27 protein-coding genes are annotated in these 24,737 nt (G+C 67.3%); 14 read left to right on the top strand and 13 right to left on the bottom strand.

Going from position 1 to position 24,737, the window contains the following annotated elements; all coding sequences use genetic code 11:
* Positions 1-2: 2 nt before the first annotated feature.
* On the bottom strand, positions 3-1,439 hold the full coding sequence (xseA, locus tag GGR45_RS00685) for an exodeoxyribonuclease VII large subunit (protein ID WP_175313376.1): 1,437 nt from the start codon (positions 1,437-1,439) through the stop codon (positions 3-5).
* Between xseA and purD the strand changes: the two genes are divergently transcribed.
* From purD to GGR45_RS00670, 3 genes are read left to right on the top strand one after another with little or no spacing between them, the layout of a single operon-like run.
* Positions 1,438-2,724 carry a phosphoribosylamine--glycine ligase gene (purD, locus tag GGR45_RS00680; RefSeq protein WP_175313374.1) on the top strand — a complete coding sequence of 429 codons (1,287 nt, stop codon included), beginning with the start codon at positions 1,438-1,440 and terminating at the stop codon, positions 2,722-2,724. The two genes, xseA and purD, sit on opposite strands and share 2 nt — an antisense overlap.
* Positions 2,725-2,774: 50 nt before the next feature.
* Complete coding sequence (locus GGR45_RS00675; protein WP_175313372.1) at positions 2,775-3,545, top strand: hypothetical protein; 771 nt, start codon at positions 2,775-2,777, stop codon at positions 3,543-3,545.
* Positions 3,546-3,579: 34 nt separating this feature from the next.
* Complete coding sequence (locus GGR45_RS00670; protein ID WP_175314130.1) at positions 3,580-4,140, top strand: hydrolase; 561 nt, start codon at positions 3,580-3,582, stop codon at positions 4,138-4,140.
* A gap of 173 nt (positions 4,141-4,313) precedes the next feature.
* On the opposite strand, the gene GGR45_RS00665 is transcribed toward GGR45_RS00670, so the two are convergent.
* A complete protein-coding gene (locus tag GGR45_RS00665; RefSeq protein WP_175313370.1) occupies positions 4,314-5,615 on the bottom strand; it encodes a hemolysin family protein in 1,302 nt (433 codons plus the stop codon).
* A 143-nt stretch (positions 5,616-5,758) separates the two neighbouring features.
* On the opposite strand from GGR45_RS00665, the gene GGR45_RS00660 reads away from it, so the two are divergent.
* Positions 5,759-6,436 (top strand): YiaD family glycine zipper/OmpA-like lipoprotein, encoded by a 678-nt coding sequence (locus GGR45_RS00660; protein WP_175313368.1) that lies wholly within the window; start codon positions 5,759-5,761, stop codon positions 6,434-6,436.
* A gap of 372 nt (positions 6,437-6,808) precedes the next feature.
* Here the strand turns inward: GGR45_RS00660 and GGR45_RS00655 are convergent, their stop codons facing one another.
* Both GGR45_RS00655 and GGR45_RS00650 read right to left on the bottom strand, forming a co-directional pair.
* Positions 6,809-7,237, bottom strand: a complete 429-nt coding sequence (locus GGR45_RS00655; protein ID WP_175314129.1) for a nucleoside deaminase — start codon at positions 7,235-7,237, stop codon at positions 6,809-6,811.
* Positions 7,238-7,309: 72 nt separating this feature from the next.
* On the bottom strand, positions 7,310-7,522 hold the full coding sequence (locus GGR45_RS00650) for a hypothetical protein (RefSeq protein ID WP_175313366.1): 213 nt from the start codon (positions 7,520-7,522) through the stop codon (positions 7,310-7,312).
* 149 nt (positions 7,523-7,671) lie between these two features.
* On the opposite strand from GGR45_RS00650, the gene rpmB reads away from it, so the two are divergent.
* Positions 7,672-7,980: a 50S ribosomal protein L28 gene (gene rpmB, locus GGR45_RS00645; protein WP_175313364.1), complete on the top strand. Its 309-nt coding sequence runs from the start codon at positions 7,672-7,674 to the stop codon at positions 7,978-7,980.
* A gap of 168 nt (positions 7,981-8,148) precedes the next feature.
* Here the strand turns inward: rpmB and GGR45_RS00640 are convergent, their stop codons facing one another.
* Positions 8,149-9,159, bottom strand: coding sequence for an esterase-like activity of phytase family protein (locus GGR45_RS00640; protein WP_175313362.1), 1,011 nt, complete (start codon positions 9,157-9,159; stop codon positions 8,149-8,151).
* A 189-nt stretch (positions 9,160-9,348) separates the two neighbouring features.
* Here GGR45_RS00640 and GGR45_RS00635 point away from each other — a divergent pair, with 189 nt between their 5' ends.
* Positions 9,349-9,687, top strand: coding sequence for a glycine zipper 2TM domain-containing protein (locus GGR45_RS00635; RefSeq protein ID WP_175313360.1), 339 nt, complete (start codon positions 9,349-9,351; stop codon positions 9,685-9,687).
* Positions 9,688-9,916: 229 nt separating this feature from the next.
* On the opposite strand, the gene phbB is transcribed toward GGR45_RS00635, so the two are convergent.
* The 3 genes from phbB to GGR45_RS00620 all read right to left on the bottom strand — a co-directional run bounded on the left by phbB (position 9,917) and on the right by GGR45_RS00620 (position 13,951).
* Positions 9,917-10,639 carry an acetoacetyl-CoA reductase gene (gene phbB / locus GGR45_RS00630; RefSeq protein WP_175313358.1) on the bottom strand — a complete coding sequence of 241 codons (723 nt, stop codon included), beginning with the start codon at positions 10,637-10,639 and terminating at the stop codon, positions 9,917-9,919.
* Between the two features lie 85 nt (positions 10,640-10,724).
* Positions 10,725-11,738 carry a ferrochelatase gene (gene hemH / locus GGR45_RS00625; protein ID WP_175313356.1) on the bottom strand — a complete coding sequence of 338 codons (1,014 nt, stop codon included), beginning with the start codon at positions 11,736-11,738 and terminating at the stop codon, positions 10,725-10,727.
* Positions 11,738-13,951: a xanthine dehydrogenase family protein molybdopterin-binding subunit gene (locus GGR45_RS00620; RefSeq protein ID WP_175313355.1), complete on the bottom strand. Its 2,214-nt coding sequence runs from the start codon at positions 13,949-13,951 to the stop codon at positions 11,738-11,740. The genes hemH and GGR45_RS00620 overlap by 1 nt, the downstream gene beginning before the upstream one ends.
* A 489-nt stretch (positions 13,952-14,440) precedes the next feature.
* Here GGR45_RS00620 and lgt point away from each other — a divergent pair, with 489 nt between their 5' ends.
* The 5 genes from lgt to GGR45_RS00595 all read left to right on the top strand — a co-directional run bounded on the left by lgt (position 14,441) and on the right by GGR45_RS00595 (position 19,260).
* The gene (gene lgt / locus GGR45_RS00615; protein ID WP_415640692.1) at positions 14,441-15,322 is read left to right on the top strand and encodes a prolipoprotein diacylglyceryl transferase; all 882 of its coding nucleotides are present in this window, start codon (positions 14,441-14,443) and stop codon (positions 15,320-15,322) included.
* 40 nt (positions 15,323-15,362) lie between these two features.
* Positions 15,363-16,445: a class I SAM-dependent methyltransferase gene (locus GGR45_RS00610; protein WP_175313353.1), complete on the top strand. Its 1,083-nt coding sequence runs from the start codon at positions 15,363-15,365 to the stop codon at positions 16,443-16,445.
* Positions 16,442-16,951, top strand: coding sequence for a GNAT family N-acetyltransferase (locus GGR45_RS00605; RefSeq protein ID WP_175313351.1), 510 nt, complete (start codon positions 16,442-16,444; stop codon positions 16,949-16,951). Before GGR45_RS00610 ends, GGR45_RS00605 begins: the two co-directional genes overlap by 4 nt.
* Complete coding sequence (pgeF, locus tag GGR45_RS00600; protein WP_175313349.1) at positions 16,948-17,712, top strand: peptidoglycan editing factor PgeF; 765 nt, start codon at positions 16,948-16,950, stop codon at positions 17,710-17,712. Before GGR45_RS00605 ends, pgeF begins: the two co-directional genes overlap by 4 nt.
* 216 nt (positions 17,713-17,928) lie before the next feature.
* Entirely contained in the window at positions 17,929-19,260 is a 1,332-nt protein-coding gene (locus tag GGR45_RS00595) for a cystathionine gamma-synthase family protein (protein WP_175313347.1), read from the top strand.
* Positions 19,261-19,264: 4 nt separating this feature from the next.
* On the opposite strand, the gene GGR45_RS00590 is transcribed toward GGR45_RS00595, so the two are convergent.
* From GGR45_RS00590 to GGR45_RS19780, 5 genes are all read right to left on the bottom strand, one after another.
* Positions 19,265-19,837, bottom strand: coding sequence for a TetR/AcrR family transcriptional regulator (locus GGR45_RS00590; protein WP_175313345.1), 573 nt, complete (start codon positions 19,835-19,837; stop codon positions 19,265-19,267).
* A gap of 2 nt (positions 19,838-19,839) precedes the next feature.
* Complete coding sequence (locus tag GGR45_RS00585; RefSeq protein WP_175313343.1) at positions 19,840-20,301, bottom strand: nuclear transport factor 2 family protein; 462 nt, start codon at positions 20,299-20,301, stop codon at positions 19,840-19,842.
* An 86-nt stretch (positions 20,302-20,387) separates the two neighbouring features.
* A complete protein-coding gene (locus GGR45_RS00580) occupies positions 20,388-20,939 on the bottom strand; it encodes an SMI1/KNR4 family protein (protein ID WP_175313341.1) in 552 nt (183 codons plus the stop codon).
* Between the two features lie 33 nt (positions 20,940-20,972).
* Positions 20,973-21,320, bottom strand: coding sequence for a low molecular weight protein tyrosine phosphatase family protein (locus tag GGR45_RS00575; RefSeq protein ID WP_217498116.1), 348 nt, complete (start codon positions 21,318-21,320; stop codon positions 20,973-20,975).
* 370 nt (positions 21,321-21,690) lie between these two features.
* Entirely contained in the window at positions 21,691-22,551 is an 861-nt protein-coding gene (locus tag GGR45_RS19780; protein WP_175313339.1) for a cold-shock protein, read from the bottom strand.
* Positions 22,552-22,872: 321 nt separating this feature from the next.
* Here GGR45_RS19780 and GGR45_RS00565 point away from each other — a divergent pair, with 321 nt between their 5' ends.
* From GGR45_RS00565 to GGR45_RS00555, 3 genes are read left to right on the top strand one after another with little or no spacing between them, the layout of a single operon-like run.
* Positions 22,873-23,493 (top strand): ribonuclease D, encoded by a 621-nt coding sequence (locus GGR45_RS00565; protein WP_175313337.1) that lies wholly within the window; start codon positions 22,873-22,875, stop codon positions 23,491-23,493.
* Positions 23,494-23,517: 24 nt separating this feature from the next.
* Positions 23,518-24,144 carry an LPS export ABC transporter periplasmic protein LptC gene (lptC, locus tag GGR45_RS00560; RefSeq protein ID WP_175313335.1) on the top strand — a complete coding sequence of 209 codons (627 nt, stop codon included), beginning with the start codon at positions 23,518-23,520 and terminating at the stop codon, positions 24,142-24,144.
* A gap of 18 nt (positions 24,145-24,162) precedes the next feature.
* Positions 24,163-24,705, top strand: coding sequence for an LptA/OstA family protein (locus tag GGR45_RS00555; protein ID WP_175313333.1), 543 nt, complete (start codon positions 24,163-24,165; stop codon positions 24,703-24,705).
* Positions 24,706-24,737 lie beyond the last annotated feature (32 nt).

The raw sequence follows: 24,737 nt of genomic DNA, 5'->3' as shown, positions 1-24,737 counted from the left end.
GATCAAAGGAGCGTCGGCTGGTCCGGCTTGGCCTGTCCGGGCCGGGGCTGGTCGGCCTTGGGCTCCCGCTTGGGCTTGTCATAGGTTCGGGGGGCGGGCCGCTCAACCCCGGCCTGATCGACCGCGACATCGACCGTTCCGTCGCGGAAGCGCAGCGTCAGCGTGTCCGCCGCCCGCGCCGCCTCGGCCGAGGACAGCGTCTCGCCGCCCGGCCGCGCGGTGATCCGGGCATAGCCGCGCTCCAGGATGCGATCGGGGTTGAGCGACTGGATCAGCCGCCAGGTCGAGGCCAATCGGTCGCGCCCTCGCTCCACCTGCCGTTCGAGGACCGCCGGGCGCAGCGCCGCCCCTGCCCGGTCCAGCCCGCCCCGCGCCAGCGTCACCCGCCGCTCCAACCCGCGATCCAGCCGCGCGCCTGCCTCATCGGCACGCTGACGCTGTGGCCCCAGCAACTGGTCGCGCTTGGGGAGCAGCCGCGCCATCGCGTCCAGCCGCTCGCGGCCCCGCTCGACATAGCGGCGCGCACAGCGTTCGGTGCGCTGGCGATGGCTCGCCACGGTCAGGCGCAAGTCGGCGAGCACCGGCACCGCGATCTCCGCCGCCGCGGTCGGAGTCGGCGCGCGCAGGTCGGCAGCGTAATCGCACAGGGTCGTATCCGTCTCATGTCCCACCGCCGAGATGATCGGGATGGTGCAGTCGGCGACCGCGCGGACGACGATTTCCTCGTTGAATGACCAGAGATCCTCGATCGAGCCGCCGCCGCGCGCGACGATCACCAGGTCGGGGCGCGGCACCGGACCGCCGGGCGTAATCGCGTTGAAGCCCCGGATCGCGGCGGCGACCTCTTCCGCCGAGCCCGCGCCCTGTACCTTGACCGGCCAGACGATGACATGGGTCGGGCAGCGATCCTCCAGCCGGTGGAGGATGTCGCGGATGACCGCGCCGGTCGGCGAGGTGACGACGCCGATCACCGGCGGCATGAAGGGCAAGGGCCTCTTCCGCTCGCGCGCGAACAGCCCCTCGCCTGCCAGCTTGGCCTTCAATTTCTCGAACAGCGCCATCAGCGCGCCTGCGCCCGCCAGCTCCATCCGCTCGACGACGATCTGGTACTTCGACCGGCCGGGAAAAGTGGTCAGGCGGCCGGTGGCGATCACTTCGACCCCGTCCTGCGGCTGGAAGGGCAGCGTATTCGCCGCCCCCTTCCACATCACCGCGTCGATGACCGCATTCTCGTCCTTCAGGCTCATATAGACATGGCCCGAGGTAGCGCGCTTGTATCCCGAAATCTCACCACGCAGGCGGACATGGCCGAATTCGCCCTCCACCATCCGCTTCAGCTTCAGGCTGAGTTCGCCCACCGATAGCGCGAGCGCGTTGTCGCCGGCGATCTCCTCGGCTACCAGCCTCGCACTTTCGTCATAGGGATAAGGATCGGGCATGAACGTCCTGCTGCTGGGATCGGGTGGCCGCGAACACGCGCTGGCGTGGAAGCTGGCTCAGTCGAACGGGTTAGATACGCTCTACGCCGCGCCCGGCAACCCCGGTATCGCGGCCCATGCGACCTGCGTGGCCTTGAACGCGACCGATCACGCCGCCGTGGTGGCGTTCGTGAAGGACCATGCCATCGGCCTGGTCGTGGTCGGCCCCGAAGCGCCGCTGGTCGACGGCCTGGCCGATTCGCTGCGCGCGGCGGGTGTACCGGTGTTCGGACCTAGCAAGGCCGCCGCGCAGCTCGAGGGGTCGAAGGGCTTCACCAAGGATCTGTGCCGCCGCGCCGACATCCCGACCGCCGGTTACGTCCGGGTCAACACGCTGGAAGAAGCGCAGGCCGCACTCGCCAGCACCTTCGGCCTGCCGGTCGTCATCAAGGCCGACGGTCTGGCGGCGGGCAAGGGCGTGACCGTCGCCTTCACCAAGGCCGAGGCCGAGGGCGCGATCACCGACCTTTTCTCCGTCCCCGGCGCCGAGGTGGTGATCGAGGAATTCCTGGAGGGCGAGGAGGCGAGCCTGTTCGTCCTGACCGATGGCGAGGCGCTCCTACCCTTCGGCTCGGCACAGGATCACAAGCGGGTCAGCGACGGCGATACCGGCCCGAATACGGGTGGCATGGGGGCGTACAGCCCCGCACGCGTGCTGACGCCAGACCTGGAGCAACAGGCGATCGACCGGATCGTCCGCCCCACCGTCGATACGCTGCGCGCCGAAGGGATGCCGTTCTCGGGCGTGCTCTATGCCGGGCTCATGCTGACCGACCAGGGTCCCAAGCTGATCGAATATAATGCCCGCTTCGGCGATCCCGAATGCCAGGTGCTGATGTTGCGCTTCCAGGGCGACCTGCTGGCGGTGATGCTGGCGGTCGCCGAGGGGCGGCTGGCGGAACTGCCCGCGCCCGCATTCTCGCCCGACCCCGCGCTGACCGTAGTGATGGCGGCCTCGGGCTATCCCGGCACGCCCAAGGCAGGAGGCGCGATCGACGCCATCGATGCCGCCGAAGCGACCGGCGCGGTCGTGTTCCAGGCGGGCACGAAGATGGAGGACGATCAACTGGTCGCTAGCGGTGGCCGGGTGCTGGCTGTCACCGCCAGCGCGGCAAGCGTGGGCGAGGCGCAGGCCGCCGCGTACCGTGCGGTCGACGCCATTCGCTTCCCCGATGGTTTCTGCCGCCGCGACATCGGCTGGCGAGAAGTCGCTCGCGAGGCGGACGCTACGGGAACCGTGCGTTGACCCCATCGATTGGGCTCGCGATCGGGGCGATGGGACAATAGGGTAACGCGATGAACGACACGACGGCAGCACGGGCGGAAAGCCTGATCCCCGATGGCGTGGCCGCCATCACGACCATCCATTTCGCGCTCATCGCGCTGGTCGCGATCGCGGCGATCGCGGTCATTCTGATCGGTATGCGCCTGAAGCGCCGCCGTACCGATGCCGCCCAGCAGGTGGATAAAAATGCGCAGGAAGCGGGAATGGACCTGCGCCAGCCCGACCCCGCGCCGCTGCGTGAGGCCGAACTGACGCAGCCAAAGGCACAGCCGCGACCAAGCCCGGCTTCGACACCGACGCCCGAGCCCGAGCCCGAGCCCGAGCCCGTCGTTGCCCCCGAGCCCGTCGTTGCAACGACGCCGGCACCTGTCGCCGCGCCAGCCCCGGTCGCTGCCCCGATCATGCCGCCCCCTTCGGAGCCGGAAGAGCCTGCGCCTTCCAGCGATCCCTTGCGCGACGAACCCGTCGCCGCCGCGGCGCCCATGGATGCCAGCCCCGCCGCCGAGGCCACGCCGCAGCCCCTCGCCGATACCGCCCGGCCGGAGGACCAGCCGATCACGCTGCTCAAGGGTCTCGGCCCCAAGCTCACCCAGAAGCTCGCCGAACATGGCATCACGACCGTTGGCGATATGGCGAGCCTGAGCGAGGCGCAGGCGCAAGCTCTCGACGCGCAGCTCGGGCCGTTTTCCGGCCGTATGGCGCGCGACCGCTGGCTGGAACAGGCGCGTCTGCTGGCGGCCGGTGATCGCCAGGGGTTCGAGGCGGTGTTCGGGCGGCTCTGACGGAACGGCCGACGCCAACGCCGGTTGAAGCATGATGACCACGCTCGATCCCAAGACCACCGCGCTGATTCTCATCGACCTGCAACAGGGTATCCTGCCCCATGCGGGCGGCCCGCGATTGGGGGCGGAGGTCGTGGCGACCGCCAGGACGCTCGCCACCCGCTTCCGCGAGGCGGGGGCGCCGGTCGTGCTCGTCCATGTCGGCTTCACGCCCGAGACGATGCCCAGCCAGAATGTCGACCGCCCCAGCCTGCCGCCCCAGGGCACTCCGCCCGAATTCAGCGAGCTGGTGCCCGAGCTGCGCCAACCCGGCGATATCGTCGTGTTGAAACATCATTGGGGTGCGTTCACCGGTACCGACCTGGACCTGCACCTGCGGCGCCATGGCGTGCGCACGTTGGTGATCGCGGGGATTTCGACGAACATGGGCGTCGAATCGACCGCCCGCTCGGGCTGGGAACTGTCCTACGACATCGTCATCGCCGAGGATGCCTGTGCTTCGCGCTCGGCCGAACTCCACGCCTTTGCGATCGAGAACATCCTGCCGCACATCGCGCGGGTGGTGGCGTCGAAAGATATCGTACTGGCCGATTGAGTCCGGCGGCTACCACCGCCCTAGCTTCGGCAGCCTGCGCCGCCGCCGGGGCCAGCGCCTCATCCGGCTGGACCGATTCGGCTATGCCTATGTCTTTGCGCTCGTCATGGCGCTGGTCCGGTTCCGCTGGGCGAGGTGAAGGCCTTGCAGCCTGGACGACAGGGTGCCCGTGCTCAGGCCTCGCTGACCAGCAGCTTGTCGATCCGGCGTCCGTCGAGGTCGACCACCTCGAACCGCCAGCCCTGCTCGACAAAGCTTTCGCCCTCGCCCGGCAGGTGGCGGAAGACGGCGAGCGCCAGCCCGGCGACGGTTGCGTAATCGCGGTCGTCGGGCAGGTCGATGCCCAGCCGGTCGGCCAGCGCGTCCGCCGCCATGGTCCCTGCAACCAGCAGCGAGCCGTCGTCGCGCTCAACCACCGAGGGCGCTTCGCCCGGATCGGCGTCGGAGGCGAATTCACCCGCGATCGCCGCCAGCAGGTCGGACGGGGTCACGATCCCTTCGAAATGGCCATATTCGTCATGGATCAACGCCATCGGCACCTCCGCCTGGCGCAGCGCGAGGAGCACGTCCATCGCATCGATCCGGTCGATCACGACGGGCGCCTTGCGCATCAACTGCTTGAGGTCGAGCGGATCGCCCCGGAACAGCGCCATGGCGATGTCGCGCGCCTGGACCACGCCGACCACCGCGTCGATCGATCCCTCACCCACCGGCAGGCGGGTGCGCGGGCTTTCCAGCAGCTTGGCGCGGATCGCCGCATCGTCGAGCGTGCAGTCGAGCCAGTCGATCTCGGTGCGCGGCGTCATCACCTCGCGCACCGGCCGGTCGGCGAGGCGCACCACGCCCGAGATGATCGAACGTTCATGCTCCTCGATCACGCCGGATTTCGACGCCTCGGCGACGATCAGGTGCAACTCCTCGGCCGTCACCTGATCCTCATTGTCGCGGTTCAGGCCCAGCAGCTTGAAGATCACCCCGCTGGTCGAATCGAGCACCCAGACGATCGGTGCGGTCACGATCGCCAGCCAGCGCATCGGCGCGGCGACGAAGGCGGCGATCGGTTCGGGCTTGCGCAGCGCGAACTGCTTGGGGACGAGTTCGCCCAGGATCAGCGAGGCATAGGTGGTGAGGCCGATGACCAGCGCGAAGCCGAGCGTCGCGGCGGTGGAGGGCGACACGCCCAGCGCCTCCAGCCGCGCGGCAGTCGGCGCGCCCAGGCTGGCGCCCGAATAGGCGCCCGCGATGATCCCGGTCAGGGTGATGCCGATCTGGACGGTCGACAGGAACTTGCCCGGATCGGCGGCCAGGGTCAGCGCGGCCTGCGCACCTTTACGCCCGCTGCGCGCCATCGCCTCCAGCCGCGCACGCCGCGCCGACACGATCGCCAGTTCGCTCATCGCGAACGCGCCGTTCAGCGCGACAAGCGCGAGGATGATGAGGACGTCGATCCACGGAAAGGGGGGCAGCGGTGCCATCGGTACTGGGTGCTCATAGCGGGGCGAACAGGGCTTCGACAACTCCCGTCGTCATGTTCCGTTCAGTTCACATGCGGAACAAGGCCGCGTAAGACGGCGTTCCGAGGGACGAGACGCCGATAAAACCAACAAGGATCATGTTCATGCGACTGTCTGCCAAGTTCCTGACCGCCGCCGCCCTGTCGGCACTGGTCGCCACCTCGGCCTGCACCACCGACCCGGAGACGGGCCAGCAGCGACTGTCCAAGGCGGCAATCGGCGGTATCGGCGGCGCGGTGGGCGGCTATCTGCTGGGCGATCTGGTCGGCGGGCGGCGCGACCGGACCGAGAAGATCCTGGGCGCGGGCATCGGCGGCCTCGCCGGGGCCGGTATCGGTGCCTATATGGACAAGCAGGAGCGCGACCTGCGCGCCCGCACCGCAGGCACGGACGTTCAAGTCGTCCGCCAGGGCGACGACCTGCTGCTGAACCTGCCCTCGGGCATTACCTTCGCGTACAACTCGTCGCAGGTGCAACCGCAGTTCCGCCAGACGCTGGACCAGGTCGCCGACATCCTGTCGCAGTATAAGCAGACCTATATCGACGTGTATGGCCATACCGATTCGACCGGCAGCGATGCGTATAACCAGCGCCTGTCCGAACAGCGGGCGGTATCGGTCGCCGACTATCTCGCATCGCGCGGGGTGCAGCCCGCCCGCATCGGCACCCGCGGCTTTGGCAAGTCGCAACCGATCGCGTCCAACGACACCGAGGAAGGCCGCGCCGCCAACCGCCGCGTCGAGATCAAGATCGTGCCGATTCGCGAGGGCGATCTGCGCTGATCGCCAAGCGATTTGCGAAGCGGAAAAGGGCTCGGACGGGATGCCGTCCGGGCCTTTCATCGTATAAGGCGACACGACATCATCCGGTAACGCGCAGGTCAGCCGCGATCTGATTAACCTTGCAGTCTTCGCGATCATGAGGGCGGATTGGCATGGCGGCGCATGGTGGAATGGCGCGGTGGTTGACCGCACGATGGGCCATGCCCCTGTTGTCGGGGCTGTTCATATTTATCGCGCTGACGATCCTGAATGCGTGGAATATCGCCCCCCATTCGGCATGGCGCGCTGCCGTGGTCGCCGGAGCGAGCGGCTTCCTGGCATCTCGGCTCCTTCGGCGCTTTCAGAAGCGGGAGGATCAGAGATAACGCCCGCCTATCGTCGTGCCTTGAAGAAGTCTTTCAGCAAGCTTGCGGCCTCCTCTTCGCCTATCCCGGCATAGACTTCCGGCCGGTGGTGGCAGGTGGGCTGGCAAAAAAAACGCGGGCCATGCTCGACCGCGCCCCCCTTGGGATCGCTGGCGGCGTAATAGAGCCGCGCGATTCGGGCATGGGCGATCGCGCCCGCGCACATGGCGCAGGGCTCCAGCGTGACCCAGAGATCGCAATCCTCCAGCCGGTCGCGGCCGAGCAACGTGGCGGCGGCGCGTATCGCCTGGACTTCGGCATGGGCGGTGGGGTCGTGCAGGCGACGGGGCGCGTTCGCGCCGGTCGCGATGATCGCGCCGTCCTGCACCACCACCGCGCCCACCGGCACCTCGCCCGCCAGCCCCGCCTGGGCAGCAGCGTCGAGCGCGATGCGCATCGGGGTGGGAAGCGGAAACATCCCCCCTCCCTGCCCCGCGCCCGTCATCCGGGCAAGGGCGCTTGGTGGTCCTTACTGGGCGTTGTCGGCGGGCTTCTCGACGCTGACCGTCGGCACCTCGACCGTCTTCTGGGTGGTGCCGACCGACACCTTGGGTCCCTCGGCGCGGAATGCCGGGGCCTGGACGACCGCCGGGCGGGTCTGGTCGATGCTGACCCACCCCATCGCCATGGCACCGGCGACCAGCAGAAGGACGATGCCCAACAGGACGAGAAAAGCGCGCATGACCCTGGCTCCCAAAGGTTCGTTGCCGTAACAACGCAGCCGACGAGGCCCAGTTGCACCGGTCTTTGCGGGGAATCGGTTGACGTCACCCCCCGGACGGGGTATCGGCGCGGCCTTTCCGGGCACTGCCTGAAACCAGGATAACGATCATGTCGCGCATTTGCGAGCTGACCGGCAAGGGCCGGCAGGTGGGTAACAACGTTTCCCACGCCAACAACAAGACCAAGCGTACGTTCCTGCCCAATCTGCAGAACGTCACGCTGATTTCGGACTCGCTCGAAAAGAGCGTCCGCCTTCGCGTTTCGACCCACGGCCTGCGCTCGGTCGAGCACAATGGCGGCCTCGACAACTGGCTGGTCAAGACCTCGGACGATCAGCTGTCCTTGCGCGTGCGTCGCCTGAAGCGCGACGTCGTCAAGAGGCTGGCCGCCGCCAAGACCGAAGCCGCCGCCGCTTAATCAGCGACGCGACGGTTGACGGGTTGAAGCCCGCCGCTCCCCGGAGCGGTGGGTTTTCGTCGTTGGTGTTGGGAGTACCCTTGGCCTGAGCCCTTCGGCTGGCTGGCAAGCCAGCCGCTCAGGATAAACTTGGGCGTTCTGTGCCCGCGTCGAAGGCCACGCGGACGATCAGCGGATCGCCGCGCGATCCAGCCGAAACTTCAGCAGATAGCTTTTTTGCAGGAACAGCTGGTTGTCGTCGGACACCAGCCACAGGATCGTCGCTTCGCCCTCCTGCGTCACCGCGACGCCTTCGAAATTGTCGTGGATCAGCGGCGAATCGAGTTCCGCGATCAACCGCCCCCGCGCCACCCGGCCGGGCGTGATCTGGGCGGCGGGGACCAGCATGATGCGATTCGAGAACCGGAAGGGCAGCCGGAAACGCCGCTCGACAACGACCAGCGACCCATCGGGCAGCGCCGCCGCATCGGCAACGTCGTATTTCGGCGACACGAGATAGGCGAAGCGGCGGGCATGGCCTTTCAGCGGATCGCCCGGAAAGATCAGCGCCTGGCGACTGTTGCGCCGCGACTCGTTCCCGCCGCGCCATGATCGGCGCCGGACCTTCGCCTCTTCGGAGATGGTGACGAATCGCCCATCGGGCATCCGCGCCAGCGATTCGGCCCCGCCATTGGCGGGCCAATCCTTCATGTCCCGTGGGGCAACATAGCCCCCAGCGCGGGCGAAGCCGGGCGCATAACGCCATATCTGGTTATACCCCTCGAACCCCACCCATAACCGTCCGGTGCTCGGGTCGATCGCCAGCGATTCGCTGTCACGGTCCCGTTTCTCCCATCCCGTACCGGGACCGGCGGGCAGATCGGAGAAATGCAGGTCGTGCGGCGTCCAGTCCGCGCCCATGCGAAAGCGCACGATATTGCCGCCGTCGCTCAGCAGCAGGAAATGATCCCCCGCCACGGCCAGCGAGGAATAGCCGCCAAAGGCGGGCATACGGCTCGTCAGTACGATGCCGCCGAGATAGGTCAGCGCGCCGAGCTTGCGCCGTGACGGATCGTTCGGGTCCAGATCGACACGGTGCATGTCCATCTGCGGCTTGCCCTCGAACAGCGGCAGACGCTGTTCGCCGGACCATCCCGGTACCAGGGCCAGGATCAGCAGACAGGACAGCAAGATACGCATGGCGCCTCATAGGCGCTGCGACGCCCTACGACAGCCCCCCGCCGGGGCGGATCGGTCCCTACCCGGTACGCGACATCATGAACGGCGGATAACGGCCGCATTCAGGAAGCGCTCAACGCGAATCGCCCAGAAGCGGTGCAACGACGACGGACGGGACCGTCGATCGATACGAGTTTCGGGAGTGAGACCATGATGAAGACCCTGACCTTGGCGGCGACCACGATGGCGATGATCGGCGGCGCCGTGCTGCCTGCTACCGCTGCGGATGCGCACCGCTATCGCCGGGCGCCTCATTCGGACCGCTATTACCGCGGCTATAACGATGGCGCGCGGGCGGAATATCAGGCGAGCAAGTGCCGCCGCTCGGGCACGACCGGCACCATTGTCGGCGCCGTGGCGGGCGGCCTGCTGGGCCGGACCATCGATACCGACGGCGATCGCACATTGGGCACGCTGGTCGGCGGCGCAGGCGGCGCACTGGCGGGCCGCGCGATCGAGCGGTCGGGCCGTCCCGGCTATTGCCGCTAAACGGTTAGGGCGGGCGGAGCCTGTATCTGCCCCACCCGCCCCAGTATTCTCGCGTAGCGTATCGAGGACGGAACGCCGATCTCCCCCAGGGAGGTCGGCGTTCTTGCCACTGCCTCATTCCTCCCCCTACCAAGGGAGGAATGGCGTCCGACAATGATGACATCGGGTTAAGCCAACGCGAGCCCCTCCCCTGAAGGAGAGGGGTGATTCAATCTCATGCCATCCCGCCTCAATACATGTGCTGTCCGCCGTTCATCGACAGGGTCGAGCCGGTGACGAAACCGGCCTCATCCGAACACAGGAAGGCGACACCGCGCGCGATCTCGTGCGCCTGGCCCAGACGGCCGACCGGGATCTTGGCAACGATCTTCTCCAGTACGTCGGCGGGAACGGCGGCGACCATGTCGGTGTCGATATAGCCCGGGGCGATCGCGTTGACGGTCACGCCGAACCGCGCGCCTTCCTGCGCCAGCGCCTTGGTGAAGCCATGGATGCCCGACTTGGCGGCGGCATAGTTGACCTGGCCATACTGGCCCGCCTGACCGTTGATCGAGCCGATATTGACGATGCGGCCCCATTTCCGGTCGCGCATCCCGGGGAACACCGCCTTGGCCATGTTGAAGCAGCCGCCCAGATTGGTGTCCATGACCTCCTTCCACATTTGGTAGGTCATCTTCAACAGCGTGCCGTCGCGCGTGATGCCGGCATTGTTGACGACGATATCGACCGGCCCCAGTTCCTCGGCGACCTGCGCGACGCCCGCCTGGACCGCGTCATAATCGGCGACGTCCCACTTATAGGACTTGATCCCGGTACGCTCCGAAAACTCCCGCGCCCGCTCGTCATTGCCCGCATAATTGGCGGCGACGGTGGCGCCCGCTTCCTTGAGCGCAAGGCTGATCGCCTCGCCAATACCGCGCGTACCACCCGTCACAATCGCGACCCGTGCCATCAGACCTCTCCCAAATGAGATTGTGGCTTAAAAGGGGCAGACGATATCCGCAACGACAAAGGGCGGTACGAAATGTAATATTACGCTACGGCAACCAGCCTTGCAGTTCACGTTCAATCAATCCGCGCAGCATCGCAATGCCGACCTCATTGTCGTTGAGACAGGGCAGATAGGCGAAATGGGTTCCGCCGGCGCCCTCGAAACTTTCGCGGCCGCGGATGGCCAGTTCCTCCAGCGTCTCTATACAATCGGCCGAAAAGCCCGGCGCCAGGATCGCCACTTTGCGAATACCGCGTGCCGGCAGCGATTCCAGCACCGTGTCGGTCGCGGGCTCCAGCCATTTGGCACGCCCGAATCGCGACTGGAATGAGACCAGCAGTTCGCGACCCTTCAGCGTGTCCGTCATCGCCTCGGCCAGCAGCCGCGCGGTCTTGCGGCAATGACAATGATAGGGATCGCCCAGTTCCAACGTCCGTTGCGGCATGCCGTGGAAGCTCGCCAGAATCGCATCTGGCTCGAAATCAAGCGCGGCAAGCTGGGTTTCCAGCTGGGTTTTAAGCGCGTCGATATAAAGCGCATCGTCATAATAAGGCGGCAGGGTGCGGATCGCCGGTTGCCAGCGCATCGTCGCCAGATGCGCGAACGCCCGGTCATTGGCGGTGGCGGTCGTCGCCGCGCAATATTGCGGATAGAGCGGGGCAAGCAGGATACGCTCGCAACCGGCATCCTTCATGGCCTGCACCCGGTCGGCGATGGCGGGGCGGCCATAGCGCATCGCCCAGTCGACCATGACGCCCGGCCCGAACGCATCCTTCAACGCCCCGGCCTGCGCCTTGGTGATCGCGGCCAGCGGCGAGCCGTCATCGCGCCAGACCAGCGAATAGGCATGAGCCGATTTCTTCGGTCGGGTGTTCAGGATGATACCGCGCAGGATCGGCTGCCACAGCAGAGCCGGAATCTCGATCACCCGGCGATCGGACAGGAACTCGCCCAGATAGCGCTTCACTGCGCGCGGCTCTGGCGCGTCGGGCGTGCCAAGGTTCATCAGGAGCACGCCGATCTTCGGACGCGGGACGGGCACATGGTCGGGCGGCAGCATCAGGCGGAAAACTCCATCGGCAGGCTTCGTATCCGTGGCGCGCCGGGCAGGGTGGCGAGCGCATTGGCGATGGCGGGCGCGACCGGCGGCACCGCCAGTTCGCCGACCCCGCCGGCGGCTTCGTTGGAATCGATCAATTCGACCGTGATGTCGGGCGTATCGGCCAGCCGCGGCAGGTTCAGCGCACCCAGCCGCGACGGCACCGCCCAGCCCCGCTCGAACCCGACCGCGCCGCCGCGCAAGGCGGCAAGGCCGAAGATCAGTCCGCCCTCGACCTGTTGCCGCACGATATCGGGGTTCACCACCCGGCCGCAGTCAATGGCGGCGACCAGCCGGTCGACCACGGGGCGGCCACCCTCGTCCCGGTGCGCCTCGGCCATCACCGCGACATAGCTGCCGCGAAAGCCATGCGCGGCGACACCCTGCCCACTGCCCGCCGCGCCACCTTCCCAGCCGCCCAGCGGCGCGGCGGTCGACAGGCAGCGCGCCAGCCGCGGCTCCTGCCCCAGCATCGCGATTCGCCATGCCAGCGGATCGGCCCCCGCCTCGCGCGCGCATTCGTCGATGAAGGATTCGGTAATGAAGCAATTGGCGACATGCGCCCCGCCGCGCACATGGCCGGTCGGGACGGGGAGCGACGCATCGTGATGATGCACCGCCAGCGCGGGGATCGCGTAAGGAGGAACCGCGCCGCCCATCGCATAGGCGTCGCCCCGCCCCTCACCCCGCATCCCCCAGCGGACCAGCCCAGCTGGCATTACTCGCTCGGCCAGCGCCTTGCCGGTCGAAGGCGTCGCGATCCGACCACGCCAGCCGACCAGCTTTCCCTGTGCCAGTCGCGCGGTCATCCGGGCCATGGCGGGCGCGCGATAGGCGTCGCAGCGCAGATCCTCGGTGCGCGACCATTGGACATTGACCGGCCGCTTCAGCTTCGCGGCGATCATCGCCGCCTGCGCCACCGCGCTATTCTCCAGCCCCAGGCCGAAGCCACCCCCGATCGGCATGGCGTGGACGATTATCCGCGCCTCGGGGATCGCCGCCGCCCGCGCCGCGACCGCGCGCGCGGCTTCGGGGGCGAGGGTCGGCACCCATAGCTCCAGTCCGCCATCCTGCCATGCCGCCACCGCCGCACGCGGCTCGATCGCGGCATGGACGCCGGTCCCGATCCGGTAGCTGGCTTCGATCAATCCCGGACCTTCCAACCCCTCCGCGACATCGCCGCGGGTGAGGACGGTGTGCCCTTCCTCCTTCAGTGCGGCGTCAAGCGCCTGCACGATGGCTTGCGACGTGGGCAGCGCCCCAGCACTCTGCGCGCGCGGAGCAAGCGCATCGAGGCCCTTTTGCGCGATCCACCAGCTGGCGGCGGCGACCGCGACCCAATCGTCGCCCTCGATCACGTCGACGACGCCCAGGACCTTCATCGCCGCCGCACGGTCGACGCGAATGGCGCCGGCCCGGCCCAGCGGCGCATGGCGCAGCGCGACATGGAGCATGTCCGGCAGGCGGATATCGGCGGTGAAATTGGCCGAGCCGTCGATCTTGGCGGGCGCATCGAGCCGGGGCACATCCTTGCCCATCAGCCGCCCCGCGCCGCCGCTGCCCAGCGGCGGGGGATGGGGCACCGTCTCGCCCGCCGCCGCCTCGGCCAGTTCGGCGAAGCGCAGCCGCTGGTTGCCATGGACGATGAAGCCGTCCCGGGCCTCGCACGCGCGCGAGTCCACGCCCCAGCGGCGGGCGGCGACCTGCGCCATCAGCGCGCGGGCGGTCGCGGCGGCGATACGGGCGGGCGGCTCGAACATGCGCAGCGAGCTGGACCCGGCGGTCAGCATGACCCGGTCGCGGCGCAGCCATTCGTCGCGCGCACCTTGGGGCAGCCGGTCGAACGCGCCCTCGAACAGCGAATCGACCCCGATCGGATTGGCGTAAAGCGGGCTGATCGGCGCGGGCTCGACCGCGACCGTCCGCCAGTCGGCACCCAGTTCGTCGGCGACGACCTGCGCCAGCGTGGTGGCGATCCCCTGACCATGCTCGGCCTGCGGCACGGCCACCGTCACGATGCCGTCGCGCCCAATCTTCAGCCACGCGCCGAACGCCTGCTCGCCCGGCGCGACCGTCAGGCTGGGCGGATAGGCGCGCGGCCACAGCCCCCAGGCCACGACCAACCCCGCCCCCACGCCCCCGCCGACCAAGATGTTGCGCCTGCTGTACTCCATCGCGGCCGAGCCTTAGCCGACAGGCATGGTCAGGCAAGCGCGGGGTTTCACTGTCTTATAGCGAGAGGGGTCGATTGTTCGCGCGAAGCCGCGATGCCGTGAAGATTTTTGCGCGCAGAGGCGCAGGGGACGCGGAGGGGGATCATTGGCGCGACCATTCCTCCGTCTCGACCGGCAGACCGTGGCGCCCGGCGTTGGAAGACTGGCCTTGCGGCCGGGCCAAACCTCTCTGCGCCCTCCGCGCCTCCGCGCGAACCAAAAATCTTCGCGGCTTTGCGGCTTCGCCTGAATCAAAATCGGCGACCGTCCGGCGTGGCCTTCGACTTCGCTCAGGCTGAAAGGGTCTTTGGGGATGCGCACCAACCTCCGCTCAGCCTGAGCGAAGTCGAAGGCCATGCCCACCCGCCGCCACAAAGGGCGGCACCCAACCCATGGTCTTGGTGTTGTCGCCCCGCCGCTCTATGAAGCGGGCCAGAAAGGGAAACGCATTTGATCCTCTCCATGCTTGCGGCCGCGGGCGGCCATATCCGGTTCGAGGATCTGGGGTTGCACCCGGACGTCTTCTCGATCGGCTTCTTCACGCTGCGCTGGTACAGCCTGGCCTATATCACCGGCATCCTGTTCGGCTGGTGGTATCTGGGCAAGATGCTCGACCGGCCGGGGGCGCCGATGTCGCGGGCGCATGCCGATGATCTGGTCTTCTATGCGACGCTGGGCATCATCCTGGGCGGGCGGATCGGCTATGTGATCTTCTACGCGCCCGAGATGTTCCTGCACCCGCTTCACATCCTGCGGCTTTGGGACGGCGGGATGAGCTTTCACGGCGGCGCGGCAGGCACCGGGATCGGCGTCTGGCTGTTCGCGCGCAAGCACAATCTGAACGCGCTTCGCATCCTCGACTATCTGGTCTGCACCGCGCCGGTCGGGCTGTTCCTGGGCCGCCTGGCCAATTTCGTGAATGGCGAGCTGTGGGGCAAGCCGTCGGACGTGCCCTGGGCGATCATCTTCCCGCGCACGGTGCCCTTCGGCCTGCCCGATCCGGCGCGCCACCCCAGCCAGCTTTATGAAGCCGGGCTGGAAGGTCTGGTCCTGTTCGCGGTGATGAGCTTCGCCTTCTGGCGGACCAAGTCGCGCTATGATCCGGGCAAGCTGTCGGGCCTGTTCCTGCTCGGCTATGGCATTGCGCGCTTCATCGTCGAATTCTTCCGCGAGCCCGACCAGCAGTTGCGCGCCTTTGCGCAGATGACCGGGCTGCACATGGGCCAGTGGCTGTGCGTGCCGATGATCCTGGGCGGGCTGTACCTGATGAACTCGGCCAAGGCGCGCCGCGTCCGGGTGGAGCCGATCGCGGGGACCGATAGCGTTTCCTGATCCTCTTGCAGCGGCGGGGTCGGGGCGGCAGAGCGGGGGCATGACCAACCCGCTGATCCCCCCCGCCGATCACAAGCCCGAGCCCGAGGACGCGCTGCCCGAACGGCTCGCCCGCGCCATCGCGCTGGCCGGGCCGATCCCGGTGGCGCAGTTCATGGCCGCCGCCAATGCGCATTATTACGGCACCCGCGATCCGCTGGGCGCGGGCGGTGACTTCACCACCAGTCCCGAGATCAGCCAGATGTTCGGCGAGCTGGTCGGGCTGTGGTGCGCCGATCTGTGGGACCGGGCGGGTCGACCGCAAGTGCACTGGGTCGAACTGGGGCCGGGGCGCGGCACGCTGGCGGCCGATGCCCGACGCGCGATGGCCAAGGCGGGTTTGCATCCGACCATCCATCTCGTCGAAACCAGCGCGACGCTGCGCACCGCCCAAGCCCAGCGGGTGGCGGACGCCCAGTGGCATGACACGGTCGAGACCTTGCCCAGCGACCGCCCGCTGATCGTCGTCGCCAACGAATTCTTCGACGCGCTGCCGATCCGCCAGCTCGTCCGGCGCGGTGACGGCTGGCACGAGCGGCTAGTTGCGGCACAGGACCTGCTGTTCCTGCCGATCGCCGGGCCGCCGGTGCCCTCCGAGATCATCCCGGAACCCTTACGCGAGGCCGAGGCCGGGTCGGTGATCGAAGTGTCCCCCGCCAGCGTCGCGGTGATGCGCAGCCTGTCCGCCCGGATCGCGGCGCAGGGCGGTGCGGCGCTGATCGTCGATTATGGCTATGAAGGCCCCGCCCTGGCCGACACGTTGCAGGCGGTGTGCGGCCATGCCTATGCCAATCCCTTCGACCGGCCGGGCGAACAGGATCTGAGCGCGCATGTCGATTTCACGACGTTGGCCGCCGCCGCGCAAAGTACCGGCCTCGCCGCCTTCGGTCCGGTGACGCAGCGCGACCTGCTCGGCGCCCTGGGCATCGACCAGCGCACCACCAGCCTTGCCCGCGCACATCCCGACCGCGCCGACGCGCTGCTCGCCGACCGCAACCGGCTGATGCAGGACATGGGCACGCTGTTCCGCGCGCTGGCGGTGGCGCGGCCCGACTGGCCGGTGCCTGCGGGCTATGGCGAATGATCGTCTATCGTGACGCCGCGCCCGGAGACGGGGAAAAGCTGGCCGCGATGGCGCGTGCCGCCTTCACCGACACGTTCGGCCATCTCTATCCGGCGGCCGACCTGAACGCCTTTCTGGACGAAGCCTTCGGCCCCGAGGGCCTGCCTGCCCAAATCGGCGATCCCGACTTCATCATCCGCCTGGCGGTCGAGGGTGATGCGATCATCGGTTTCGCCAAGATCGGCCCCGTCGGCTTTCCCGGCGACTGGCCCGAGGATGCAGTCGAGCTTTACCAACTCTATGTCGCCTCCAGCCATCTGGGCGCGGGCGTCGGCCCCGTACTGATGGACTGGGCGATCACCACCGCCCGGGCACGCGGTGCAAGCGAGCTGATCCTGTCGGTCTATGTCGACAACCACCGGGCCAAGGCCTTTTACACCCGCTACGGCTTTGTCGATATCGGCCGCTACGACTTCCCCGTGGGCGAGACGATCGACGAAGACCGGATCATGAGGCTGTCGCTATGACCATCGAAACACTTCGAACACCCCTGCTCGAGCCCATCCCGCACGGCTTTCTCGGGCGGCGCGGCGGCGTGTCGGCGGGGATTCATGGCGGACTGAATGTCGGGCTCGGATCGGAGGACGATGCCGATTCGGTCGCCGAGAATCGCCGCCGCGCGCGTGATGCTGTGCTGCCCGGTGGGCGGCTCATCACCTGTTACCAGATCCATTCGGCCGAGGCGGTGACGATACTGACCCCGCCCGAGGACGATGTCCGCCCGCATGGCGATGCGCTGGTCACGGATCGGCCAGGGCTGCTGCTCGGCATCCTGACCGCCGATTGCGCGCCGGTGCTGTTCGCCGATGTCCAGGCAGGCGTCGTGGGCGCCGCCCATGCCGGGTGGAAGGGCGCATTGGGAGGGATCACCGACGCGACCTTGCTCGCCATGGAGGCTCTGGGCGCGCGCCGCGATCGCATCGCTGCCGCCATCGGCCCGTGCATCGCCCGCGCCAGCTATGAGGTCGATGCCGCATTTCTGCGCCGATTCGCCGAGGCCGATCCCGATAATGAACGCTTCTTCGCCGACGGCACGCGCGCGGATCACTATCAGTTCGATCTGGAAGCCTATGTAGTCCAGCGCCTGGCCGCCGCCGGGGTATCGCGCGTCGCAGCACTAGGCGAGGACACCTATGCGCAGGAAGATCGCTTCTTCAGCTTCCGCCGCGCCACCCACCGCGCCGAGCCCTCTTATGGTCGCCAGATTTCGCTGATCGGTATCGGCTGAAATATCCTCCCCGGCACGGGGAGGGGGACCACCGCGAAGCGGTGGTGGAGGGGGCGCGCCGCGAGGGACGTCCTTTATGGACCCCCCCCTCCGTCAGGGCTTCGCCCTGCCACCTCCCCGTACCGGGGAGGATATGAGCCTCGCCAAAGCCATTTGCCGCGTTATCCTGGGGACATGGCCGCCGACAGAGCGGCATCCCTTCCCAAGGAGACCGACATGCCGACCGAATCCGATCTGACCGGCGTTTCGCCCCAAGACCCCGCCAAGGCCGCCGCCAAGAGCGATGTGACCAGCATCGGCGACCGCAAGCTGAAACCCTCCACGCTGATGATGGGGCATGGTTTCGACCCCGTGCTGTCCGAAGGATCGCTGAAGCCACCGATCTTCCTGACGTCGACCTTCGTCTTCCCCAATGCGGCGGCGGGCAAGCGCCATTTCGAGGGCGTGACCGGCAAGCGTCCCGGCGGTGCGGACGGGCTGGTCTATTCGCGCTTCAACGGGCCGAACCAGGAAATCCTGGAGGATCGCCTGGCGATCTGGGACGAGGCGGAGGATGCCCTGACCTTTTCCAGCGGCATGGCGGCGATCGCCACGCTGTTCCTGTCGATGGTCCAGCCGGGCGACGTCATCGTCCATTCCGGCCCGCTCTATGCCGCGACCGAGACGCTGATCGGGCGTATCCTGGGCCGGTTCGGCGTGCAGTGGCTCGACTTCCCCGCTGGTGCCACGCGCGAGGGGATCGACGCGGTCCTGACCAAGGCCGCCGAGACCGGCCGTGTGCCGCTGATCTATCTCGAAAGCCCCGCCAACCCGACCAATGCGCTGGTCGATATCGAGGCAGTGGCGGCGGCGCGCGATGCGGTATTTGCCGACCATGACGAGAAGCCGCCCATCGCGATCGACAACACCTTCCTCGGCCCGCTCTGGCAGCGTCCGCTTCGCCACGGGGCGGATCTGGTCGTCTATTCGCTGACCAAATATGCCGGCGGCCATTCCGACCTGGTCGCGGGCGGCGTGCTGGGGTCGAAGGCGCACATCGCCACCATCCGCTCGATGCGCAACACCATCGGCACGATCTGCGACCCCAATACGGCGTGGATGCTGCTCCGCTCGCTCGAGACGCTGGAGTTGCGCATGAGCCGGGCGGGCGAAAACGCCGCCAAGGTCTGCGCCTTCCTACGCGACCATCCCAAGGTCGAGCGGGTCGGCTATCTCGGTTTCCTGGCGGACACGCCCGGCATGGAGCGGCAGGCGGACATCTATCGTCGCCACTGTACCGGCGGCGGATCGACTTTCTCGCTCTACCTCAAGGGGGGCGAAGCGGAGTCGTTCCGCTTCCTCGATAGCTTACGCATCGCCAAGCTGGCCGTCAGCCTGGGCGGGACGGAGACGCTGGCCAGCCATCCGGCGGCGATGACGCACCTGTCGGTCCCCGATGAACGCAAGGCGGCGCTGGGGATCACCGACAATCTGGTCCGCATCTCGATCGGGGTCGAGGATGCCGACGACCTGATCGCCGATTGCGAACAGGCGCTGGCGGCGATCTGAACGATCAGGCGGCGGCGAGCGCGGTATAGAGCCGCGCCGTCAGCCGCCCCAGCGTCGCGCGGAACAGCGAAGGGTCGTTCAGCGCGCGCGCCAGCACGACTGCCCCCTGGATGCCGCTGACGACATCCTGCGCCAGCGTGGCGGCGTGATCCTCCGCCACGCCCGCTTGAACGAGCAGCGACTGGAGCGCGGCGATCCAGCGCCGGAAATAGGCCGCGATCGGCTCGGCAAAGGGATCGCGAGTCGCCCCCAGCCCCCATGCTCCGATCAGGCAGGCGCGCTGGCCGGAGCCGAAATAGCGGTCCACCGCCACCATCATCGAATCGATGCCCGCGCGCGGATCGTCGGCCTGCTCCAGCGGCGTGAACACCGCCGCGTCGAACCAGGCTGCGACATCGGCCAGCACGGCCGCCGCCATCTCCTGCTTGCCGCCGGGGAAGAAGTGATAGAGGCTCCCCCGCCCCAGCCCCGTCGCGGTGCCGATCAGCGACAGACTGGCCCCGGCATAGCCATATTCGCGGAACACCTCGGCCAGCCCCGGCAGCGCATCGGCGCGCTCGGCGATCATCCGCGCCATGATCAGAGCCCGAGTTCGCTGAGCGAAGGATGATCCGCCGGACGAGTGCCGAGCGGCCAGTGGAACAGCCGCTCGTCTTCGCGAATCGCCAGATCGTTGATCGATGCGATCCGGCGCCGCATCCGGCCATCCTCGGCAAAGTCCCAATTCTCATTGCCATAGGAGCGAAACCACTGGCCGCCCGCATCATGCCATTCATAGGCAAAGCGTACCGCGATCCGGCTGTCCTGATGCGCCCACAATTGCTTGATGAGCCGATAATCCCGCTCGCGCGCCCATTTGCCGCGCAGAAAGGCGACGATCGCGTCATGCCCCGTCAGAAACTGATCGCGATTCCGCCATGGGCAGTCGGGCGTATAGGCCAGCGCGACTCGTTCGGGATCGCGGCTGTTCCACGCATCCTCGGCGGCACGGACCTTTTGCGCGGCGGTTTCGGAGGTGAAAGGCGGTAGGGGCTGACGCATGACGGGAAACCTCCAAACCGGCTAGTCGATTCTGTATCGATCGGTACAGGAGATGGCGCCTTTGCGCAATATGGGGCGGCCGCCTGTCAGTGGATTCGGGGATCATCGTGCAGGGCCATGCCGATAAACGCGCTCAGATCGTCGGCGACGAAAGTATCGGGCGGACTGCCACGAATCACCGCGATTCGTCCATAATGCGGCCCCTCCACACAACATATCGCCCATGCCCAGCACCAAATCAGGTAGTCCGCAAAGACCAGATAGCCGTGCTGCTCGGCCTCGACCGCATCCCCGCCCCATCCGGGTTCCCAACTGGCGCATTCTTCCGCTAGGGACTTTATGTCACGCACCGACCACCAGCTTATGGTTTCGTTGTCCATGAACTGGTGGCGCGGAGCCGCGATCGACAGATAGGCGCGGAATTCCGGCGGCAGACGAATGCCATATCGCATCTCCAGCGCCGTAATGCCGTCCTCGTCATGGGCGGGTGTGTAGAATTTGGGTTCGGCCAATGCCCAATGATCGGCCAAAGCCGCATAGCGTTGCTCCGCCGCCCCCTCCGGCAGGATCGGCGGCCGACCACGCGTCCGCGACACGGGTCGCGTACGGGACAGGATAGTCTTCAGCCACGATATCATACCGGGTGCTCCGCATGGACGCGATTGCCCCCGTCACTCGCCAGGAAAATGCCGCGCCAGTCGAGCGTGCAGCAACTCAATCAATGCCGGGTCCATGAAGGCATAGTCGTCGGGGATATCCAGACAGATCATCCGCTTGCCGTTCAAGGCCTTGCGAAACCGCTGCTGAACCTTGGTCCGGTGAGTCTTCTCCATGACGACGATGACGTCGGCCCAGGACACCAGTTCGGCAGTCAGGGGATTTTCGGCATCGTTGTTCGTGCCCGCTGACGAGACTTCCAGATCGCGGCGCGACGCGAAGATCTGCTCGGCCGTGGGGCTGCGCAGACGGTTCTGGCTGCAGACGAACAGGACGTTGGTGATGGAGGACGGGGGCGGCATTGAATGTCAGCTTAGCCGGGCCGCTGTGTGGCGGGGAAGACCGGATCGTCGCGGCGAATCCCGGTTCCTGGCGCGAGCGATGTCGCCCGACGCTGGGCGACGCGACGCAGGATCGAACGAGAATGCCCGACGAAAAAACGGACAGCCCGCGCCACCCCATCATCGTATCGAGCCAAAACGGACCGTGGTGGCCATTGATCAGGGCCGATGCCTGCGGAGTCGCGCAACAATGCCGCTCGACCATCGCGATACGCCACCGCCTGCGAGCAACCGCCAATAACACCCCAGAAAACGAAAAGGCCCGGCGTCGCATCGCTGCAACGCCGGACCCTGTCGCCCGAAAAGGGATGGCTTATTTAGCCGAGGGGGATCAGCCCTCGTTCTGCAGGTTGACCGCTGCGTACTTGCCGCGACGATCGACCTCGATCTCGAACGACAGGCGATCGCCCTCGTTCAGCGAGCCCATGCCGGCGCGTTCGACGGCCGAGATATGCACGAACGCATCGGGCTGTCCGTCGTCGCGCTGAATGAAGCCGAAGCCCTTCATCGCATTGAAGAACTTGACCGTGCCGGTCGCCTTCTCACCGGTCAGCTGACGCTGCGGAGCGCCGCCGAAACCACCGGCGGCACCGCCGCGCGGGCCGCGATCACGGTCGCCGCCGAAGCCGCCTTCACGCGGTTCGCGCGGAGCGCGATCCTGAACCGGAAGCGGCTCGCCCTCGATCTTCAGCTCGGTGGCCGAGATGCGGCCGCCGCGATCGACCAGGGTGAAGCCGAGCGGCTGGCCCTCGGCCAGGCCGGCCAGACCCGCCTGCTCGACCGCCGAGATGTGAACAAACACGTCTTCGCCGCCGTCATCGCGCACGACGAAGCCAAAGCCCTTCTGCGCGTTGAAAAACTTGACGACACCCGTGCCTTCACCAACGACCTGGGGGGGCATACCGCCGCCGCCACGACCGCCGCCGAAGCCGCCACCGCCGCCGCTACGGAAGCCACCGCCGCCGCCGCCGCCGAAACCGCCACGGTCACCGCCGCCGAAACCGCCGCGATCGCCACCACCGCCGAAGCGGTCGCCGCCACCGAAACCGCCGCCGAAGCCGCCGCCGCCGCCGAAGCGATCACCGCCACCGAAGCCGCCGCCAAAGCCGCCTTCATCGCCGCCGCCGAAATTGTCCCGCTTGTCGCGGCCACGCGAGCCGCGATTGCCCCGGCTACCTCTATCGAAACTCATAAGCCCTGTTCGTCTTCCCGGTTCGCCCGCAAATCCTGTCCTCAAGAACCGTGCGCCGGACGAAGAGCGCGGATCTTTTGGCGCCAAACCTTTTGCGCCTAGTGGCGATCCATAACGCAGAAGGACAGGCATCGCGAACGAAATCGTGCGAGCCCGTCTCGCTTTGGCGCGAACGAGGCAGATTACGTCGGAATTGTGGCCAAAACTCCACAACATCTTTGTAAAAGACGCCGAATCATATGGCCCGCCCCCCGCGTCTTTTCTCACCGTCGCGCCCGATCGCGGTTGAGGCTTTTCGCCGCCGCCGCTAGGGCAGGCGTCATGACCGTTCATCTGCACGAAGAAGACATTCCCGCCGATCTGTTCGCAGCTGGTGCCGCGATCGCCGTCGATACCGAGACGATGGGCCTCATCACCCCGCGCGACCGGCTGTGCGTCGTCCAGTTGTCCGACGGCGGCCCGGACGAACATCTGGTCCGCTTCGCCCCCGATAGCGACTATGCCGCGCCCAACCTTCGCGCGCTGCTCGCCGATCCGGCGCGGCTGAAGCTCTATCATTTCGGACGGTTCGATATCGCCGCGATCCGCCATTATCTCGGTGTCGTTGCGGCCCCCGTCTATTGCACCAAGATCGCGTCGCGCCTGATCCGCACCTATACCGACCGCCACGGCCTGAAGGAGCTGGTCCGCGAGCTGCTCGGCGTCGAGCTGTCCAAGGCGCAGCAATCGTCGGACTGGGGGGCGCCCGAACTCACCGAAGCGCAGCGCGAATATGCCGCGTCGGACGTGCGTTACCTTCACCGCATGAAGGTCGAACTCGACAAGCGGCTGGAGCGGGAAGGCCGGATGGAACTGGCGCAGGCCTGTTTCGATTTCCTTCCCGCCCGCGCCGAGCTGGATCTGGCGGGCTGGCCCGAGGTCGATATCTTCGCCCACGCCTGAACCCGCGTCGCGTAAGGAGCCATCATGTCCGAGATCGCCGACCGCGTCCGTACCCGGCGCCAGATCTGGGCGGCACCCGGCAGCCGCCACGACCGTTTCGTGACGGTGGCGCGCTGGATGCTGCCCAGCGCGATCGGCGTATTGACCGCGTTCCTGGTGATGGCGCCCATCTATGCCTCGAACGAGGTGTCGTTCGTGCTCGACAAGAAGAAGGTCGAGGTCGCCAAGGAACGACTGAAGATCCAGGCCGCACAATATCGCGGCGTCGACGACAAGGGACAGCCCTTCTCGCTCGACGCGGGGTCGGCGATCCAGCGCAGTTCCGCCGAGCCGGTCGTACAGCTCAACAAGCTGTCCGCCGCGATCCGCCTGTCGGACGGCCCGGCCACGGTCAGCGCCAATTCGGGCCGCTACGACATGCGCACCGAACAGGTGCAGCTGGACGGGCCGCTCGATTTCAAGTCGGCGGGCGGATACGACCTTCAGACGCAGAACGCGACCATCGACCTGCAACAACGCACGCTGGTGTCGGGCGGTGCGGTGACCGGCCGCGTACCGCAGGGCAATTTCAGCGCGAACAAGATGCGGGCGGACCTGGAAAATCGCTCCGTCCGGCTGGAAGGCAACGCCCGCTTGCGCATCGTGCCGTAAAGCCCGAAATAGCCGCTCATGCACAAGCTCTTCGCCGCCGCGGCTCCGGCCCTTCTCGTTCTGGCAGCCTCCGCGGCCGCGCAGGTCAAGCATGACAGTCGCGCGCCCGTCGATTTCGGCGCCGACGTCATCGAGTTGCAGGACAAGCAGAACCGTGGCGTCCTGTCGGGCAACGTCTCGTTACGCCAGGCGGAGATGACCCTGACCGCGGCGCGGGTGGTCATCGTCTATACCGGCCAAGTGATCGGCGGAAAGCCGCAGGTCTCGCGGTTCGAGGCGTCGGGCAACGTCGTCGTCAAGCGGCCCGACCAGACCGCGCGCAGCAACTATGCGATCTACGACCTCAATCGCCGGGTCATCACCATGCTGGGCAACGTCACGTTGACTCAGGGCGGCAACACGGTGAATGGCGGGCGGTTGACACTCAACCTGGATACGGGCCGCGCGGTGATCGACGGCTCGTCGGTGGCGGGCGGCGCCACGTCGGGCAATGGCGGCACCGTCAGCCGTGCGCCATCGGGCCGGGTCACGGGCACCTTCTCGGTCCCCGATCGCAACTGAGGCGTGACGCGGGTGCCACGCCCGCGCTAACG

Source organism: Sphingomonas zeae, assembly GCF_014197135.1.
In the GTDB taxonomy this organism is placed as follows: domain Bacteria; phylum Pseudomonadota; class Alphaproteobacteria; order Sphingomonadales; family Sphingomonadaceae; genus Sphingomonas; species Sphingomonas zeae.
The sequence above is the reverse complement of the archived record's forward strand: the minus strand, read 5'-3'. Positions and strand labels throughout refer to the sequence as shown.

Excerpts from the sequence above, each read along its gene's own strand:
- purD (WP_175313374.1), top strand. The coding sequence starts at position 1,438 with ATGAACGTCCTGCTGCTGGGATCGGGTGGCCGCGAACACGCGCTGGCG.
- xseA (WP_175313376.1), bottom strand. The coding sequence starts at position 1,439 with ATGCCCGATCCTTATCCCTATGACGAAAGTGCGAGGCTGGTAGCCGAG.
- GGR45_RS00675 (WP_175313372.1), top strand. The coding sequence starts at position 2,775 with ATGAACGACACGACGGCAGCACGGGCGGAAAGCCTGATCCCCGATGGC.
- GGR45_RS00670 (WP_175314130.1), top strand. The coding sequence starts at position 3,580 with ATGACCACGCTCGATCCCAAGACCACCGCGCTGATTCTCATCGACCTG.
- GGR45_RS00665 (WP_175313370.1), bottom strand. The coding sequence starts at position 5,615 with ATGGCACCGCTGCCCCCCTTTCCGTGGATCGACGTCCTCATCATCCTC.
- GGR45_RS00660 (WP_175313368.1), top strand. The coding sequence starts at position 5,759 with ATGCGACTGTCTGCCAAGTTCCTGACCGCCGCCGCCCTGTCGGCACTG.
- GGR45_RS00655 (WP_175314129.1), bottom strand. The coding sequence starts at position 7,237 with ATGCGCATCGCGCTCGACGCTGCTGCCCAGGCGGGGCTGGCGGGCGAG.
- GGR45_RS00650 (WP_175313366.1), bottom strand. The coding sequence starts at position 7,522 with ATGCGCGCTTTTCTCGTCCTGTTGGGCATCGTCCTTCTGCTGGTCGCC.
- rpmB (WP_175313364.1), top strand. The coding sequence starts at position 7,672 with ATGTCGCGCATTTGCGAGCTGACCGGCAAGGGCCGGCAGGTGGGTAAC.
- GGR45_RS00640 (WP_175313362.1), bottom strand. The coding sequence starts at position 9,159 with ATGCGTATCTTGCTGTCCTGTCTGCTGATCCTGGCCCTGGTACCGGGA.
- GGR45_RS00635 (WP_175313360.1), top strand. The coding sequence starts at position 9,349 with ATGATGAAGACCCTGACCTTGGCGGCGACCACGATGGCGATGATCGGC.
- phbB (WP_175313358.1), bottom strand. The coding sequence starts at position 10,639 with ATGGCACGGGTCGCGATTGTGACGGGTGGTACGCGCGGTATTGGCGAG.
- hemH (WP_175313356.1), bottom strand. The coding sequence starts at position 11,738 with ATGCTGCCGCCCGACCATGTGCCCGTCCCGCGTCCGAAGATCGGCGTG.
- GGR45_RS00620 (WP_175313355.1), bottom strand. The coding sequence starts at position 13,951 with ATGGAGTACAGCAGGCGCAACATCTTGGTCGGCGGGGGCGTGGGGGCG.
- GGR45_RS00610 (WP_175313353.1), top strand. The coding sequence starts at position 15,363 with ATGACCAACCCGCTGATCCCCCCCGCCGATCACAAGCCCGAGCCCGAG.
- GGR45_RS00605 (WP_175313351.1), top strand. The coding sequence starts at position 16,442 with ATGATCGTCTATCGTGACGCCGCGCCCGGAGACGGGGAAAAGCTGGCC.
- pgeF (WP_175313349.1), top strand. The coding sequence starts at position 16,948 with ATGACCATCGAAACACTTCGAACACCCCTGCTCGAGCCCATCCCGCAC.
- GGR45_RS00595 (WP_175313347.1), top strand. The coding sequence starts at position 17,929 with ATGCCGACCGAATCCGATCTGACCGGCGTTTCGCCCCAAGACCCCGCC.
- GGR45_RS00590 (WP_175313345.1), bottom strand. The coding sequence starts at position 19,837 with ATGGCGCGGATGATCGCCGAGCGCGCCGATGCGCTGCCGGGGCTGGCC.
- GGR45_RS00585 (WP_175313343.1), bottom strand. The coding sequence starts at position 20,301 with ATGCGTCAGCCCCTACCGCCTTTCACCTCCGAAACCGCCGCGCAAAAG.
- GGR45_RS00580 (WP_175313341.1), bottom strand. The coding sequence starts at position 20,939 with ATGATATCGTGGCTGAAGACTATCCTGTCCCGTACGCGACCCGTGTCG.
- GGR45_RS00575 (WP_217498116.1), bottom strand. The coding sequence starts at position 21,320 with ATGCCGCCCCCGTCCTCCATCACCAACGTCCTGTTCGTCTGCAGCCAG.
- GGR45_RS19780 (WP_175313339.1), bottom strand. The coding sequence starts at position 22,551 with ATGAGTTTCGATAGAGGTAGCCGGGGCAATCGCGGCTCGCGTGGCCGC.
- GGR45_RS00565 (WP_175313337.1), top strand. The coding sequence starts at position 22,873 with ATGACCGTTCATCTGCACGAAGAAGACATTCCCGCCGATCTGTTCGCA.
- lptC (WP_175313335.1), top strand. The coding sequence starts at position 23,518 with ATGTCCGAGATCGCCGACCGCGTCCGTACCCGGCGCCAGATCTGGGCG.
- GGR45_RS00555 (WP_175313333.1), top strand. The coding sequence starts at position 24,163 with ATGCACAAGCTCTTCGCCGCCGCGGCTCCGGCCCTTCTCGTTCTGGCA.